Origin of the sequence: Candidatus Mycolicibacterium alkanivorans, assembly GCF_022760805.1 — a bacterium.
GTDB classification, from domain to species: Bacteria; Actinomycetota; Actinomycetes; order Mycobacteriales; family Mycobacteriaceae; genus Mycobacterium; species Mycobacterium alkanivorans.
This window is the reverse complement of the sequence record NZ_JAIVFL010000001.1, coordinates 1371724-1386699: the sequence shown is the minus strand read 5'-3', so window position 1 is coordinate 1386699 and position 14976 is coordinate 1371724. Positions and strand designations below refer to the sequence as shown.

Here is a 14976-nt window from a genome sequence, read left to right as displayed (position 1 = left end):
TCGAGGCAACGGCGGGCCGGGACCGAAATCCGCTGACCGTCCTTACTCGGTCAGGTGGGCTTCCGGCGCTACCGCTGGGTCCAGCGAGTCGTCCGGTCCTCGGTGCGCCACTCGGCCGCGGCGATCGTCTCCCTCTTCTCCAGCATGCCGATCTTGGCCAGGCGTGGCGGCGCGAGATCGTCGCCATACTGCCCTCGTCCCAGTCGGGTGGGCATCGACTCACCAATCCGGCCCGCCACTCTGTTAGCTGTAGTAGCTTCGGGCCTATGGCGGGCACCATCTGGATCCTCGGCGGCAACCAGAGCGACGCCGCGCGCATCGAGGACGGTCCGGTGTGCAAACTTCAACAACCAGAACGGATTTCCAGCGGAACCCATTCGACGTGGGTGGGCGGTGAGTCCCTGCGCCGCTGGCACACCGCGGACATGGCCGCCGAGGCGATCGGACTGTAGTTGTCCAACCTCCTCGACGCCGACGTCCCCACGATCCTGGAACCCGACAGCACCAACGCCATCGGCCGCATGCTCGGGCTGCTCGGCGACGAATGGAACCTGCTGATCATCCAGCAGGCGCTGCTGGGTGCCACCCGCTACAGCCAGTTCATGGCCAGGCTGCCGATCTCGAATTCCGTTCTGACGAAACGGCTTGCGCTCCTGGTCCGCGAAGGGCTGCTGGCCCGCCACGAGCACGCATTCACCCGTACCCGGACCGAGTACCTGATCACGCCGCGCAGCCGCTCGCTGTGGCCGGCACTGTTGTCGATCTGGGAGTGGGAACGCAACTGGGTCACCGAGCACCGCGAAGCGCTCCCGTCGATGCAGCACGAGGTATGCGGGCAGCCCTTCGCTCCACAGTTGCGGTGCAACAGCTGTCGCGCCCATGTCAGCATCGCCTCGGTGAGTTTGAGCCTAGGGCCGAGCGGCACGTGGGAACGCTCGGCCCCGGCGGCGGCCACCCGCCGCCGCTCTGACTCGGACGCGGGCAACCGTGGGGCCGGCATGTTCCCCGAGACCATGAGCGTGCTCGGAAACCGCTGGGCCGCAGCACTTCTACTGGCATCCTTCCTGGGCACCACGCGCTTTACCGAATTCCAGGGGCAGCTCGGGGCACCGCCCAGCCTGCTGGCGGAGCGGCTGCAGACGTTTTGCAGTATCGGCGTGTTCACCACATCACCGGCCGACCGGAGCGGACCGGAGCGCGCCGCCTACCTGCTGACCGACAAGGGCCGGGCGTTCTTCCCGGTATTGGTCGCCGCCCTGCAGTGGGCTCATTGGTGGTTCCAGGCGCCGGAAGGCCCGGCCATCGTGCTCACCCACCACGACTGCGGAGAGCCGTTCACCGGCGAGTTGACGTGCGATCAGTGCGCCGGGCGGCTCACCGGCGCGCAGGTCGCTGCCCTCACTTAGGCGGAATCATCTGGAACCCCTTGATGATCGTCGCCGAGTCGGCGGCGTAGGCGGGGTTGTCCTTGATCGTCTGCACCGTGACCGTGGCGACGTAGTTGACGTCGCCGGCGTGATAGACCACCGCCACCGACGTAGCCTTGCGGGCCGGGATCTTGCCCATGCCCGGCGCGGTGTACGTACTGGTCTGAGCCGGCGAACCGCACACCTGGGCCGGGGCGGAGTTGAAGTCCTTGACCTTCAGCTTGGTCTTGAGCTGCTGGTTCTGCGCATCGAGGATGGCCTGCGGCTTGCCGAGGTCGGCGCCGACCTTCTGCAGCGTGACAACGGCGTTGGGGGTGAAGCCGTCGGCGGTCAGTCCCTGGTTGCGCAGGGCGAACCGGATGGTCTCGGAGTCCAGCTTGGTGGTCCGTTCCCAGCCCTGGGGCTGCGGGATCCGCAGCCGGGGTTCCTGGTCGGTCCTGGTGGGGATGTCGGTCATCGGCGCCGACACCTCCTCACACTTGGCCGCCGCGGGCTGGTCGCCCGAACAACCGGTGGCCGTCGTCACCACGGCCACCATCGCGGCGCCGACCGCTCCCACCACCTTGTGCAATCTGATCCCCTTCGAAGCCCGCAACAGCCTACCCGTGACCACGTCAATAACGGCCAGAAAGCATTAGCGCACTCCACGATCGAGCGCTAATCCCGGTGAGAATGACCGGCTCGACGAAGCGGCGGCTCACCGCGTCGACCCCCCGCCCGGGATAGCAACCACCAGCGCCCACGCCGAACAGACCACCGCCGCCAGCGCACACGCCGCGCCGATGTACAGGCCGTAGCCGGCAGCCACCGGGGGACTGACGTTGTGGTGGTAGTACCACCACGTCAGCACGCCGATCAACACCGAGATCACCAGTGCCGCCGTCGCGGCGAGCCGCGGGGAGAGATTGCGGGCGGCCATCGCACCGGTCACGATCAGCGTCGAGGAGAACAGGACGATCAGCTGGCCCGCCCCGAACCGGGGCGGTAGTTCGAGGCTGCCGATTGTGCCGCCGATCGCACTGGCGCGCCCGCCGCCCTGCGCCGAGGTGGTCAGCCACGGCAGCCATGCGCTGCCAGCCAGCAGGGCCGCGAACAACACCACGAACCAACCCGGTCGCAGGCGTGCCATTGTCAGACCCTAACCCTCCTCCACCAAGACACCCGGCAACCGCATCGACAGCGTCCTGGTCAGTTCCAGCCGGCCCAGGAAGTCCTCGTCGTGGCTGACCACGATCACCGCGCACCAGGCCCGGTTCGATCTGCGGGGCCACGGCACTGACGGCGTCGAGAACGCTGGCCCGCTCATCCAACCCGTCGAGACGCTGCGGCGGGTAACGAGCGGCCCACGGGCGCCGGGCAATTCGGCGATCCGCCGGCTGGCCGGAACACCGGGGTCGGGCAGGTCGATGCGAATGTGGTCCTCATCGCGCAGCCGGGCCTCGGCGTCGTCAAGCGCCTCCTGAGCCGCCGCCATCTTCTCGTCGAGATCGGTGCGCAGCTTTCCAGCCGCCACCTCCGCCGACATCGCCTAGGTGCGCATGACGATCTTGGCGGCGCGCTTGAAACCGAGATCGGTCAGGGTGATTGCAGATTCGGTAGGCATGGGTCTCCGTAGCGGTTGGCAGCGGGACGGGGCCGATGCTGAAATCCACGACGAAGACTGTCCTCTCCTCGATGACTGCGGTTGCCAGGCTAGGGAGCCGCCGCTGCGGTAGGCAACCGATTTATCTCTAGAGTGGTCGCAACACCGACCGAGGACGCATATGACAGAACTCCCCGACTGGGTTCGACAGCTCGACATGGCGCCCCACCCCGAGGGTGGCTACTTTCGGGAAACATGGCGCAGCGACCTCGTGATCGGTGAGTCGGTGCTGCCACCGGACTACAACGGCCCCCGAAACGCCGGCACCGCCATCTTGTTCGTCCTCATGCCCGGACAGCAGTCGGCGTGGCACACCGTGCGCAGCGCGGAGTTGTGGCTCTACCATCGCGGCAGCCCGCTGCTGCTGGAGTTCGGCAGCGAAAGGGACAGCGCGACAACGCATGTGCTGGGCCCGGATGTTACGGCCGGACAGCATCCTCAGCTTCTGGTACCGTCGGGCCACTGGCAGCGTGCCCGGCCGTGGGAGGCCGAGCCCGCCTTGGTCAGTTGCGTGGTGGTCCCGGGCTTCGACTTCGCCGACTTCGCGCTGGGCTCCCCTACCGACTGACCGCGGCCAGGATCCCCACAGCGGCCGCCAGTAGCGAGTCCGCGCCATCGCAGTCTGGGATGCAGGTGCACCGCACGGGCTCCCGCGGCGACAGCGGCATCGGCCAGCTGCTGCGGGGTCACCGGCAGGCCGGGAATTGGGCATACCCCCATCTTCTCCCGTCATCGCGGGGCATTCCGAAGTAGCGTTTCCCCATGCGCGGCCACACCATCGTCTGCGGGGACGATGCGCTCGCGATGCGGATCATCGACGAGCTGAACAACTCCGAGATCAGCGTGGTTCCCCTGCAGTCGCCGGCGGGTCTGCAGGAGGCCGGGATCTCGGTGGCCGATGCGATCATCTGCGTCGCCGACGACGACGCGGTGAACCTGGAGATCGCGTTGCTGGCCCGGCAGTCCAATCCGCGGGTGCGGGTGGTGGCGCGGCTGGCAAACACGGTACTGCGGGAGGCAGTGACCGCCGACAACGGGCCAGGCGCCATCCTCGACGTCGCCGACCTGGCCGCCCCATCGGTGGTCGAGGCGTTGCTGGAGCTCACCACCCATACCATCAATGTGGCCGGCGTCGACTTCGTCGTGTCCGGTGCGACCGCGACCGCGGAGGGAACCCTGCGGCAGATGTACGGCGACCTCGCGCCAGTTGCCATCATCCGTTCTGAGGCCTCGGCTCACCAGGGTGAGGTGATCGCCTGCCCCGGCCGCGACGTCGCCGTCCATCCGGGTGACTGGACGGCGATGATCGGTACCGCCGACGAGCTGACCGAACGCGGCATCACGATCGCCAAGCCGATTCCGGTGGCACCGCGGGAACGTCCGCTGGTCGCTCGCATCGCCGACACGGTGCGGGCGTTCCGCGACGACATCAACCCGATGTTTTACCGCGCGCTCGGGGTGGGGGCGCTGTTATTGCTCGGTTCGACCATCACGCTCCGGTTGGCCTACAGGAACCCGCGCATGAGCTGGATGGACGCGTTGTACTTCTCCACCGAGACCATCACCACCGTCGGCTTCGGCGACTTCAACTTCCTCAACCAGCCGCTGTGGCTACGGTTGTGGGGGGTGTGCATGATGCTGGCGGGTGTGGCCACCACCGCGATCGTGGTGGCGTTCGTCGCCGACGTGCTGCTGTCCCGGCGCATCACTCAGGCCGCCAACCGGCAGAAGATCCGCCACCTGCGTCGCCACGTCGTGGTGGTCGGTCTCGGCTCGTTCGGCATCCGGGTCGCGAGCATGATCAAAGCGGCCGGACACGACGTCGCGGTGATCGAACGCAACGAGGACAACCGCTACCTGTCGGGGGCGACCGAACTCGACGTGCCGGTTATCTTCGGCGATGCCACCCTAGGCCAGACGCTGGAGGCAGCCCGGCTCGAGCAGGCCAGGGCGGTCGCGGTGCTCACACAGGACGACATGGTCAACATCGAGACCGGCATCGTGATACGCGAGATGATCGGGAATCCGCGCGTGACACCGGAGCTGCACCGCCCCCATGTACCGATCGTGCTGCGCATCTACGACCAGCAGCTCGGCCACGCGGTCGGCCACCGGTTCGGCTTCGAGTTCGTGCGCTCCACCGTCGACCTCGCCACGCCGTGGTTCATCGGCGCGGCCATGGGCCTCGAGGTGCTGGGCACTTTCTCGGTGGGTCAGCGGTCGTTCATGGTTGGCGGAGTGAAGGTCCGGCCGGGCAGCGAGCTCGACGGGATGCGGATGTTCGAGCTGTCCACCCAGACCCGGATGATCGCCATCGAGCGGGAGGGCACGCCGGTGCGCCTGCGTCCGCGCCGCGAGACCCAGTTGGCCGCGGGCGACACCGCCTACCTCGTCGGGCCCTACCGGGAGCTGATCGAAACCCTGCGCAAGGGCCAGCGGGCCTCCCAGCCCGGCAAGATCAGGCGGCGGCCAACGAGGACAGGCTGAACACCGCCGCGGTCAGCCGGCCTGCACACAGGTCACCCAGCCGGCGTCGGCGAGCTCGGCGACCGTCCACCGCCTCGATATCGAGCCCATACTCGTAGGTCGCGGTCACCGACGCAGTCTAGAAAAAGTGAGCCGGCGGACGGGGGAGAACTCCGTCCGCCGGCTCTATGGCGCGCGCCGTGGGGTGCTAGTTCCGACGCGCGACAACCAGGGGGATGGTGACGGTGTGGGCCAGTGCGGTGCTGACGGAGCCGAGCAACATGCCGGCGAATCCGCCGCGACCGTGGCTGCCCACCACCAACAGCTGCGCGCTCTGAGCCTGTTCGGCCAGATACCGCGCGGGCTGATCGCGCACCACCACGCGATGCACGGTCACGTCGGGATAGTCCTCGGACATCCCGGCCAACCGCTCAGCCAACACCTCGTCCTCCCTTACCGCTACCGCCGCCCAGACCACCCCCGGCACCGCGAACAGGCTGTCGTCGCTCCATGCATGCACGGCAACGAGATCGACCCCGCGGCGGGAAGCCTGCGCGAACGCTACGGCGGTGGCCTCTGCCGAGGCGGGAGATCCGTCGATTCCGACGACGACCGGCAGGTGCGACGGCGGGGTCGGCCCGTCGTGGATCACCGCGACCGGGCAGTGGGCGTGTTGGATGAGGCCGGTGCTGATCGATCCGAGCAGCCCGCGGCGGAAAGCGCCCATGCCGCGGCTGCCGACGACGACCATGTCGGCGCCCTTGGACAGGTCGATCAGCGTGGGAACCGGTGACGCGTGATAGACGTCGGTGTCGGCGATGCGGACCGGTGCGCCGGTCTCCGCACTGACCTGGGCGATCAGTTCGGTGGCCTCGCGCAGCACCGCGCGGGCCTGGGTGTCCTGCCATTCCTCGAACTCGGCCGGCACCGGAACCATCACGTTGGTCACCGACGGCGCCGCGGCGATGTGCACCAGGCGCAGCGCCACGTTGTGCATGCCGGCTTCGTGGGCGGCCCAGCGGACCGCCGCATTGGACGAAGCAGACCCGTCGATGCCGACGACGATCTCGCCGGATGCGTTCGGGCCGTGGACCATGGAATAGAGGCTCCCGTGCGGTGAGGCCTGCCGCCAGCGTTGCAAGACCCTTCCCAACAAGGCGTTGGTCAGGCGTTTTTGGGACCAAAGTCCCTACCAGCCGGTGACGACTTCAAGTTTCACTGCGGTGTGATCAAGGTGTTCCTGGTCGATGACCACGAGGTGGCACGGCGTCGCCTGGCCGAACTCCTGGGCAACGACCCCGAAATCTGCGTCGTCGGTGAGGCCGGCACGGTGACCGAGACGCTGTCCCGGACCTCCGCGACCCGCCCCGACGTCGCGGTGCTCGACATCCGCCTTCCCGACGGCAGCGGTATCGACCTGTGCCGCGAACTGGTCGCCACCCACGAGGAGGTGCGCTGCCTGATCCTCACCTCGTTCACCGACGAGCAATCAACGCTCGACGCGATCCTCGCCGGCGCCAGCGGATACGTCGTCAAGGACATCCGCGGTATGGAACTGGCCCAGGCCATCAAGGCCGTCGGATCGGGAAAGTCGTTGCTGGACAACCGTGCCGCGGCGGTGCTGATGTCGCGGCTGCGCAAGGACACCGAGCAGGACGAACGCCTGCGCGACCTGTCAGCCACCGAACGCGCGCTGCTCCAGCTACTCGGCGAGGGCCTGACCAACCGGGAGATCGGCCAGCGGATGTTCCTGGCCGAGAAGACGGTCAAGAACTACGTGTCGCGACTGTTGACCAAACTGGGACTGAGCGGCCGGACCCAGGCGGCGCTGTTCGCCGCGGAAACCTTGCGCCGCAGCGATGTTTGACCTCGACGTCCGCGACGGTCTGATCGACGCGATGCTGGCGGTGTCCTCCGGACTGGAGGTCGAGCGCAAGCTGCACACCATCGTGCACACCGCGATGGGGTTGGTCAACGCCCCGCTACGGGGCGCTGGGCGTGATCGGCACCGACCCGCAGCCGACGCTGGAGCGGTTCGTCTTCGAGGGCATCGACCAGCCGACAGCTCAACAGATCGGGCCGCCGCCCACCGGCGATGGCATGCTCGGCGTCCTGCTCAATACCCCGAAAGTGATTCGCGTCCAAGACCTTTCCCGTCATCCGGCGTCGATCGGCGTGCCCGCGAACCACCCACCGATGCGGACCTTCCTCGGGGTGCCGATCCGCATTCGCGACCAGGTGTTCGGCAACCTGTATCTGACCGAGAAGGCCGACGGCGCCCCCTTCACCGAGGCCGACGAGGTGCTGGTGCTCGCACTGGCCGGGCCGCGGGTATCGCGATCGACAACGCCCGGCTCTACCAATCCGCGCACACCCAGCAGCTGTGGATCGAGGCCACCCGCGACATCAGCACCGAACTGCTGGCCGGTGACGACCCCGCGGTGGTGCACCGCCGGATCACCGCCAAGGCGGTCGCGTTGACCGGCAACGAGTACAGCTTCTGCGCGACTCCCGACCAAGCGGGTGATCTGGTGATCACGGTCTCGACGCGCGGGGATCTGCTCGGTCGCCGGCTGTCGTTGACCGGGACCACCGTCGGTCTGGCCTTCTCGGACTCGGTTCCGCTGCGGCTCAACGACTTCTGCGATCTGGGCGGGGACAGCGCGGCGGCCCGGGTGCTGCCGGTGTGTGAGGCTGAGGCGTCCACCGGGGTGTTGGTGTGTGTGGCCCCGCGTGGCCGGCAGTTCACCGAGAACGAATTGGACATGGCGGCGGCCTACGCCGCACAGGCCGGGCTGGCCCTGCACCTGGCCACCGCGCAGCGCCGGATGCGCGAGCTGGACGTGCTCACCGACCGCGACCGCATCGCCCGCGATCTGCACGACCACGTGATCTCACCGACGACGGCGTCGGCATCAGCGCGGACATCACCCGCAGCGGACTGGCCAACCTGTCGGCCCGAGCAGACGAATGCGGCGGACGGTTCTCCATTGCGCCACGATCGGGCGGAGGAACCCGGTTGGCGTGGTCGGCGCCGCTGCCCTAAAGGCGCTAGGCGGAGATCTCGACGGCCGGCTGCTTGGTGAACTGGGCCCGGCAGGAGCGCTCGACGAACAATGGCACAAACTCGCGGATCCGGGCCTGCTCGAAGCGCCGATGTACAGCGTCGACGGTCTCGGTGATCACGTGGTCCGGCACGTAGGGGAACGCCTCGGTGAGGCGATCCACCACATGCGCGATCTGGCGCTGCTCTTCAGCTCGGTCCACGCGGGACATCATCGAACGAAACCTGTCGTTTGCGCAACCACCAAGGTTGTTCTCGGTGGCGTGATGTTGACCATAAGATGAACGGACGGTGTCGTGGTTCGAGGGACTGCACCCAAGGAGCGGGGGTCTGCGGGATCGGATACAGTTCGGCCGTGACCCTTCCGATCGGCCCCGGGCCTCGCGTTGAGCCACTGTCCGAGTCAGCGGACCGGCAGCAGGCCGAACATCTGCGTATGATGCTCATCGCCCAGTGCGAAGAGCTCGACGCCGACCTGGCCACCTACGGTTCGGCCCTGGAGCGCTATCAGCGGCGCGGCGAGCACGCGCAGGCCCGCAGGATCCGGAGCGTGATCCGCGCCGCCGAGCGGGAACGCCGCGCGGTGCAGGACCTGATCGCCGGGCTGGAGAAACGGTTCCTAGCCGCCGCGACGCGCCCGGAGGACGGGCGGCATCAGCAGCCGCCGGCCGCCGCCCGGCACGGCATCGTCCGTGTGCATCCCCACCCCAGCCCGCACCGGGTCATCCGGACCTGAACTCAGGACGGCGCGAAGACCGTCTTGAACTTCTCCAGTGACTCCTGGATGTCACCGCGCAGCGCGCCGGCCACCAGGATCCCGATCGGACCGAACAACGCCGGCCCGCCGAGGTGAACGTCCATGGTGACCACCGAGGAGTCCGAGTCGGACTCGTGCGGGCGCACCTTGCCGATCAGCTTCACCTTGACGCCGCCCACCCCCGCGCCGTTGAGCGTCATCGCCTCCGGCGGCTTGAAGTGCACGATGGTCCACCTGATGCGGTTGGGCATGCCCTTGACCTCGACGATGGACTCCACGACGGTGCCCTTGTCGAGCGTCTCGGGCAGCTTGGACCGCCAGACCCGGTGAATGGTCAACCATTCCTGGTACCGGGACAGGTCCGAAGCACGCTGCCACGCCTGCTCAGGTGGTAGTGGAACGTCAACGGATACAGAGAGTTTCGCCATACGTCAGGTTTGCTGGTCGCCCTTGTCGGTCGCGTTCTCGACAGCCTCGCCGGACTTTTCGGAGCCCTTCTCGACGATGTTCTTGGCAGCGTCCTGCACCTCGTCCACGGCGTCTTTGAACTTGCCCTGGGTCTTCTCATCGATGATGTCGCCGGCCTTGTCGATGGCCGCCTCCACCTTCTCGGCATTCTCGCTCAGGACTTCCTTGGCTTTGTCGAGGAATCCCATCACTGCACCTTCCTGTTCATCGCACCCGCTCCATCTTGCACCGTAGCCTCGGCTCGCCACAAAATCCGTGGTTCGCCCAGCACTCGTCCCTGAATCCACCACAGCGCCTCGATGAGCCCGGCCGCGAGCAGGCCGATTCCCGCCGCGGTCGAGGTGATGGCGAGGTTGGACGGGTCGAGCATGAACTTCTCCCGGGCCAGCGGTATGGCGAAGATCACCACGTAGGCCAGCCCGGAGACGGCCACCAGGGCAATCCGCCACCACCGGTAGGGACGGGCCACCACGGCCAGCACCCACACCGCACCCATCAGCAGGGTGATCAGGGCGGCTGTGGACGCCTGCGTCTGCTCGAGCGTGGTGGCGTTGCGGCCGTGGTAGGCGATCAGGTAGGACACGAATGTCGCCGAGCCGATCACCACACCGGAGGGCAGTGCGGAGGTCATGACCCGCCGGACGAAGCCGGTGTGCGCCCGCTCGCTGTTGGGGGCCAACGACAGGATGAACGCCGGGATCCCGATGGTGAACCAGGCCGCGATCGTGACGTGGATGGGCTGGAACGGGTACAGCAGCGAGTCGGTGCCGAACAGCTTGGAGGACAGGCCGGCAAAGCCGACCAGAAGTGCCAGCAGCACCGAGTACACCGTCTTGGTGAGGAACAGGTTGGACACCCGCTCGATGTTGCCGATCACCCGCCTGCCTTCCCCCACTACATAGGGCAGCGTGGCGAACTTGTTGTCCAGCAACACGATCTGGGCCACCGCGCGTGAAGCGGGGCTGCCCGAGCCCATCGCCACTCCGATGTCGGCGTCCTTGAGCGCCAGCACGTCGTTGACGCCGTCACCGGTCATCGCGACGGTGTGGTCGCGGGACTGCAACGCATGCACCATCGCCCGCTTCTGGTCGGGCCGTACCCGCCCGAAGGTGGTGTACTCGGCCATCGTCTCGGCCAGCTCCTCAGGCTCCGAGGGCAGGTGGCGGGCATCCATGGTCTCGCCCTCCAGCCCGAGCGAGCCAGCGACCGCCCCGACCGAGACGGCGTTGTCGCCGGAGATCACCTTCACCGAGACGTTCTGGGAGGCAAAGTATTCCAACGTGGCGCGGGCGTCGGGTCGGACACGTTGCTCGAGGACCACCAACGCGACGGGGCTCACCTCGCCGGGCGCATCCGGGCTGTCGACGCTTCGGTCCGAGCAGCCCAGCAGCAGCACCCGCAATCCGCGCGAGCCGATCTCCTCAGCGCGGGCGGCCGCGGGAGTTTCCGGGTCGAGCAGCACATCGGGCGCGCCGATCAACCAATTGCCGTGCGCCCCATAGGATGCCCCGCTCCACTTGGTCGCGGACTTGAACGGCGCGGTCGCGGTGGCGGTCCAGCCCGGCGAATTCGGGTAGGCCTCGGCGATGGCCTGCATGCTGGCGTTGGGTTTCGGGTCGTCGGCGGCCAGCGACGCCAGCACGTCGGCGATCTTGTGCTCGGTGTCGTCCTGTCCCACGGCGGCGACCTCGGACAGCCGCATGCCGTTCTCGGTGAGCGTCCCGGTCTTGTCGGCACACACCACGTCGACGCGGGCCAGGCCCTCGATGGCCGGAAGTTCCTGCACCAGGCACTGCCTGCGGCCCAGCCGGATCACGCCGACGGCGAACGCTATCGAGGTCATCAGCACCAAACCCTCGGGCACCATGGGCACCAGCGCACCGACCATCCGCAGCACCGACTCGCGCCAGCCCACGTTCGTGGTGAACAGCTGGGTGTAGATGGTCAGCAACCCGGCCGGCCACAGCAGGTAGGTGATGAACTGCAGAATCTCGTTGATGCCGGTCCGCAGTTCGGACTTCACCAGGGTGAACTTGCTGGCCTCCTCGGCCAGCCGGGCGGCATAGGCCTCGCGGCCCACCTTGGTGGCGCGGTAGGCCCCGACTCCAGCGACGACGAAGCTGCCCGACATCACCTGGTCGCCAACGTCTTTGGGCATCGGGTCGGCCTCGCCGGTCAACAGCGACTCGTCCACCTCGAGGTTGGACGCCTCGAGCAGTTCGCCGTCGACCACGATCTGGTCGCCGGGTCCGAGCTCGATGACGTCGTCGAGCACCACCTCGTTCGGTGCGAGGGGCCCGGTTCCCGACTCACGGCGCACCGTCGGTTTGGCCTGGCCCACGATGGCCAGATTGTCCAGAGTCTTCTTGGCCCGCACTTCCTGGATGATGCCGATACCGCTGTTGGCGATGATGAGCAAACCGAACAGGCCGTTGATCAGCGATCCGGTGGCGAGCACGATCAGCAGCAGTACGCCGAGGATGGCGTTGATGCGCGTGAAGACGTTGGCCCGGATGATGTCGCCGACGCTGCGCGAGGCGCGGCTGGGTACGTCGTTGGTCTTGCCTTCGGCGACGCGGGCGGCGACCTCGGCGTCACTCAGGCCGGTGGCGATGCTGACGGTCATCGGGTAAACGTCCCCATCTTGTCGTCGTCGAAGTACTCCAGTGTCAGCTTGTCGCCGGCGAACCTCGCCGTGGAAACCGTTCCCGGCTGGGCGTTTTCGGTGACGAAGCCGAACGTGAACTCATCGCCGTCCCAGTGGGTCAGCTCATAGGTGTCCGGGCGCGGGCCAAGCGACACGGTGAGCTTGCCGTCCTTCTCAGCGACGGTTGCGGGTCCCCAGTAGTCGTTCTTGTAGGTGCCGACGTAGGCCACTGCCGGCTCGGCCGGAGCCGGGTTGGCGGGCGGCTTCTGACCGACCAGCGAGCCCTCCGGCTTGTCCATGTCGGCGAAGGCGTCCCCGTAGAGCCTGCGCCAGTCCTCGCGCACCTCGCCGAACTGGACCAGGTCGGCGAACTCAGCGGTCAGCGTCTCCGGGATGCCGGCCGGGGTGGCGTTGGTGAGGGCTACGATCGCGACGTCGGCGGAGGGAATGATGACGAAGTTGGTGCCGGCACCCAGTTCGAAGGCTCCGGAGTGGCTAATCTGGGTGCGTGCGGCCGAGGTGGTCCCGACGTTGAACCCGTAGCCGTAGAAGCCCGATCGCATGGCGGGCTCGCTGGCCGGACTGGAAACGATCTGAGGTGTCAGCGCGGGAAGCAGCGCGTCGGGTTCGATGATCTTCTGCCCGTTGTAGTTTCCGTTGGCCAGCACCATGGTCAGCCAGCGGGTGAGGTCGTTGACCGACGAGCTCACCCCGCCGGCGGGCGTTTCGGGATCGGGGTCGCGTTTGTAGAGCGGCCGGTACTTCCCGTCGATCCGGATGTGGCCGAGTGCCCTGTCGGCGCGGGCCTCGAAATCGGCGAACCGTGAACTGGTCGAGGTCATGCCCAGTGGGCGATACAGGACCTGCTGGCTCAGATCCTCCCACGACATGCCTGCCGCCGCGGCAACCGCCTCGGCGGCGGCAGTGAGCCCGAAGTTGGTGTAGGCGTAGGAGATTCGGAACGGATCGAGCGGAAGCTGGCGTAACCGCTCCAGGACGTATCGGCGGTCGTAGCCGAGGTCCTCCAGCTTGTCACCGGCGTGGTCGGGCAGGCCGGAACGGTGCGAGTAGAGGTCGCCGACGGCCACCATCTTGCTCACCGCCGGGTCGGACAGCGCAAACCACGGCAGCTTGTCGACCACGGGGGTGTTCCAGCTGATCGCCTTCTGGCCGACCTGGTGGGCCACGACGGTCGAACCGTCCAGCTTGGCCACCGCGTTGTCGACGGCGTTGTCCGGCAGCGCCATCGCGGGCACGAGCGGGGGCGGCAGGGTGGAGAAAGTCTTGGCCGTCTCGGGCTTGGTGGCGGTGTTGCCACACGCGGTGAGCGTGGCCAGTAGCGCGACGATCGCGGCGCGTCTTGCCAGAGCGGTCATGGCTTGCACCGTAGTGCGTCACAGCTGCCACCACGGCTCTATCGCTGGTGACGACCCCGTCACCACCCGGCTGCCGGGTTTGGGCACCGCGACGTTCACCCCGGCGCCGTCAGCGGCGGCGAGCAGGCGTTCGACGGGCTCGGCCCATGGGTGTGGCGCGAGTCGGAAGGTGCACCAGTGGATGGGCACGAGCAGCCCGGCGTCGGTGACGTCCCGGTGGGCCTGCACGGCTTCCTCGGGGTTCATGTGGATGTCGGGCCACGCCGTGTGGTAGGCACCGATGGGCAGCAATGTCAGGTCGAAGGGGCCGTGGTCGGCGCCGATCTCGGCGAAGCTGCGGGTGTACCCGGTGTCGCCGCCGAAGTAGGCCCGGTGCCGCGGGCCGACGATCGCCCATGACGACCACAGCGTGGTGTTGCGGGACAGGAAGCGGCCGGAGAAGTGCCGCGCCGGTGTGCAGACCAGGGTCAATTCGCCGATCCGGTGTTCTTCGTTCCAGTCCAGTTCGACGATCCGGTCCTCCGGGATACCCCACTGCCGCAGGTGCGCGCCGACGCCGAGCGGAACCAGGAACGGAGCCCGCTGGGTACGGGCCAGCGCCAGCACGGTGTCCATGTCGAGGTGGTCGTAGTGGTCGTGGCTGACCACCACGGCGTCCAGCGCGGTCAGCGACTCCAGCGGGGCCGGGACCGGGTGCAGCCGCTGCGGGCCGGCGGTGCGCGACGGCGAGCAGCGCTCGCTCCAGATCGGGTCGGTCAGGACCCGGTAGCCGTCGATCTCCAGCAGCGCCGTGGAGTGGCCCAGCCAGCTGACCGCCAGTGGTTCGGATCCGGCCGGCGCGGGCGGGTCGGCGAGCGGGACGGCGGCCCGCGGCCGGCTGGCCGAGCGGCTGGAGAGCATGTCGAACAGGACCAGCCGGTTCTCCTCGGCGTCCAGGCGCAGTGCCGAGGCAGGCTCGAGGTTGTGGAAGACGCCGTCGCGGTAGTGCGGGGAGCGGTCGGCAACCGGACGGATCGCACCGCGGCCCGCCCCGAGTGAGGCGGGTGCGTCGTTCAGCGCACGCAGCACCCAACCGCCGGTAGCCAGGGAGGCGGTCCCGGCGACGAGGCGAACGGCGGCGCGCAGCAGG

Annotated in this window: 20 protein-coding genes; 8 read left to right on the top strand and 12 right to left on the bottom strand. The window is 67.9% G+C overall.

Annotated features, from left to right (window positions below; all coding sequences use genetic code 11):
• Positions 1-68: 68 nt before the first annotated feature.
• Positions 69-215: a hypothetical protein gene (locus tag K9U37_RS06915; RefSeq protein ID WP_243071071.1), complete on the bottom strand. Its 147-nt coding sequence runs from the start codon at positions 213-215 to the stop codon at positions 69-71.
• 51 nt (positions 216-266) lie between these two features.
• On the opposite strand from K9U37_RS06915, the gene K9U37_RS06910 reads away from it, so the two are divergent.
• Together K9U37_RS06910 and K9U37_RS06905 are read left to right on the top strand one after the other, a co-directional pair.
• Positions 267-452 (top strand): hypothetical protein, encoded by a 186-nt coding sequence (locus K9U37_RS06910; RefSeq protein ID WP_243073490.1) that lies wholly within the window; start codon positions 267-269, stop codon positions 450-452.
• 69 nt (positions 453-521) lie between these two features.
• Positions 522-1406, top strand: coding sequence for a winged helix-turn-helix transcriptional regulator (locus K9U37_RS06905; protein ID WP_243073259.1), 885 nt, complete (start codon positions 522-524; stop codon positions 1404-1406).
• Here K9U37_RS06905 and K9U37_RS06900 read toward each other — a convergent pair.
• The 3 genes from K9U37_RS06900 to K9U37_RS06890 form a co-directional block, all read right to left on the bottom strand.
• The gene (locus K9U37_RS06900; protein ID WP_243073258.1) at positions 1399-1989 is read right to left on the bottom strand and encodes an LpqN/LpqT family lipoprotein; all 591 of its coding nucleotides are present in this window, start codon (positions 1987-1989) and stop codon (positions 1399-1401) included. The two genes, K9U37_RS06905 and K9U37_RS06900, sit on opposite strands and share 8 nt — an antisense overlap.
• Before the next feature lie 135 nt (positions 1990-2124).
• Positions 2125-2556, bottom strand: a complete 432-nt coding sequence (locus K9U37_RS06895) for a hypothetical protein (protein WP_243071070.1) — start codon at positions 2554-2556, stop codon at positions 2125-2127.
• Positions 2557-2565: 9 nt separating this feature from the next.
• Positions 2566-2952 carry a hypothetical protein gene (locus tag K9U37_RS06890; protein WP_243071069.1) on the bottom strand — a complete coding sequence of 129 codons (387 nt, stop codon included), beginning with the start codon at positions 2950-2952 and terminating at the stop codon, positions 2566-2568.
• A gap of 238 nt (positions 2953-3190) precedes the next feature.
• Here K9U37_RS06890 and K9U37_RS06885 point away from each other — a divergent pair, with 238 nt between their 5' ends.
• Entirely contained in the window at positions 3191-3637 is a 447-nt protein-coding gene (locus K9U37_RS06885; protein ID WP_243071068.1) for a cupin domain-containing protein, read from the top strand.
• A 194-nt stretch (positions 3638-3831) separates the two neighbouring features.
• Entirely contained in the window at positions 3832-5556 is a 1725-nt protein-coding gene (locus K9U37_RS06880) for an NAD-binding protein (RefSeq protein ID WP_243071067.1), read from the top strand.
• On the opposite strand, the gene K9U37_RS06875 is transcribed toward K9U37_RS06880, so the two are convergent.
• Both K9U37_RS06875 and K9U37_RS06870 read right to left on the bottom strand, forming a co-directional pair.
• Complete coding sequence (locus K9U37_RS06875; RefSeq protein WP_243071066.1) at positions 5528-5665, bottom strand: hypothetical protein; 138 nt, start codon at positions 5663-5665, stop codon at positions 5528-5530. The two genes, K9U37_RS06880 and K9U37_RS06875, sit on opposite strands and share 29 nt — an antisense overlap.
• A 78-nt stretch (positions 5666-5743) precedes the next feature.
• Positions 5744-6631, bottom strand: a complete 888-nt coding sequence (locus tag K9U37_RS06870) for a universal stress protein (RefSeq protein ID WP_243071065.1) — start codon at positions 6629-6631, stop codon at positions 5744-5746.
• 129 nt (positions 6632-6760) lie between these two features.
• Between K9U37_RS06870 and K9U37_RS06865 the strand changes: the two genes are divergently transcribed.
• The 3 genes from K9U37_RS06865 to K9U37_RS06855 all read left to right on the top strand — a co-directional run bounded on the left by K9U37_RS06865 (position 6761) and on the right by K9U37_RS06855 (position 8621).
• The gene (locus tag K9U37_RS06865) at positions 6761-7402 is read left to right on the top strand and encodes a response regulator (protein ID WP_243071064.1); all 642 of its coding nucleotides are present in this window, start codon (positions 6761-6763) and stop codon (positions 7400-7402) included.
• 131 nt (positions 7403-7533) lie between these two features.
• A complete protein-coding gene (locus tag K9U37_RS06860; protein ID WP_243071063.1) occupies positions 7534-8016 on the top strand; it encodes a GAF domain-containing protein in 483 nt (160 codons plus the stop codon).
• Positions 7977-8621, top strand: coding sequence for a GAF domain-containing protein (locus K9U37_RS06855; RefSeq protein ID WP_243071062.1), 645 nt, complete (start codon positions 7977-7979; stop codon positions 8619-8621). The genes K9U37_RS06860 and K9U37_RS06855 overlap by 40 nt, the downstream gene beginning before the upstream one ends.
• On the opposite strand, the gene K9U37_RS06850 is transcribed toward K9U37_RS06855, so the two are convergent.
• A complete protein-coding gene (locus tag K9U37_RS06850; protein ID WP_243071061.1) occupies positions 8587-8811 on the bottom strand; it encodes a three-helix bundle dimerization domain-containing protein in 225 nt (74 codons plus the stop codon). The two genes, K9U37_RS06855 and K9U37_RS06850, sit on opposite strands and share 35 nt — an antisense overlap.
• Positions 8812-8954: 143 nt before the next feature.
• On the opposite strand from K9U37_RS06850, the gene K9U37_RS06845 reads away from it, so the two are divergent.
• The gene (locus K9U37_RS06845; protein ID WP_243071060.1) at positions 8955-9335 is read left to right on the top strand and encodes a hypothetical protein; all 381 of its coding nucleotides are present in this window, start codon (positions 8955-8957) and stop codon (positions 9333-9335) included.
• Between the two features lie 2 nt (positions 9336-9337).
• Here K9U37_RS06845 and K9U37_RS06840 read toward each other — a convergent pair whose 3' ends face one another.
• Genes K9U37_RS06840 through K9U37_RS06820 form a run of 5 tightly spaced genes read right to left on the bottom strand, consistent with a single transcriptional unit; the run spans position 9338 to position 14975 of the window.
• The gene (locus K9U37_RS06840; RefSeq protein WP_243071059.1) at positions 9338-9784 is read right to left on the bottom strand and encodes a type II toxin-antitoxin system Rv0910 family toxin; all 447 of its coding nucleotides are present in this window, start codon (positions 9782-9784) and stop codon (positions 9338-9340) included.
• Between the two features lie 3 nt (positions 9785-9787).
• Positions 9788-10012, bottom strand: coding sequence for an antitoxin (locus K9U37_RS06835; protein WP_243071058.1), 225 nt, complete (start codon positions 10010-10012; stop codon positions 9788-9790).
• Complete coding sequence (locus tag K9U37_RS06830) at positions 10012-12450, bottom strand: cation-translocating P-type ATPase (protein WP_243071057.1); 2439 nt, start codon at positions 12448-12450, stop codon at positions 10012-10014. Before K9U37_RS06830 ends, K9U37_RS06835 begins: the two co-directional genes overlap by 1 nt.
• Positions 12447-13847 (bottom strand): serine hydrolase, encoded by a 1401-nt coding sequence (locus K9U37_RS06825; RefSeq protein WP_243071056.1) that lies wholly within the window; start codon positions 13845-13847, stop codon positions 12447-12449. Before K9U37_RS06825 ends, K9U37_RS06830 begins: the two co-directional genes overlap by 4 nt.
• An 18-nt stretch (positions 13848-13865) precedes the next feature.
• Positions 13866-14975: an MBL fold metallo-hydrolase gene (locus tag K9U37_RS06820; protein ID WP_243073257.1), complete on the bottom strand. Its 1110-nt coding sequence runs from the start codon at positions 14973-14975 to the stop codon at positions 13866-13868.
• Position 14976 lies beyond the last annotated feature (1 nt).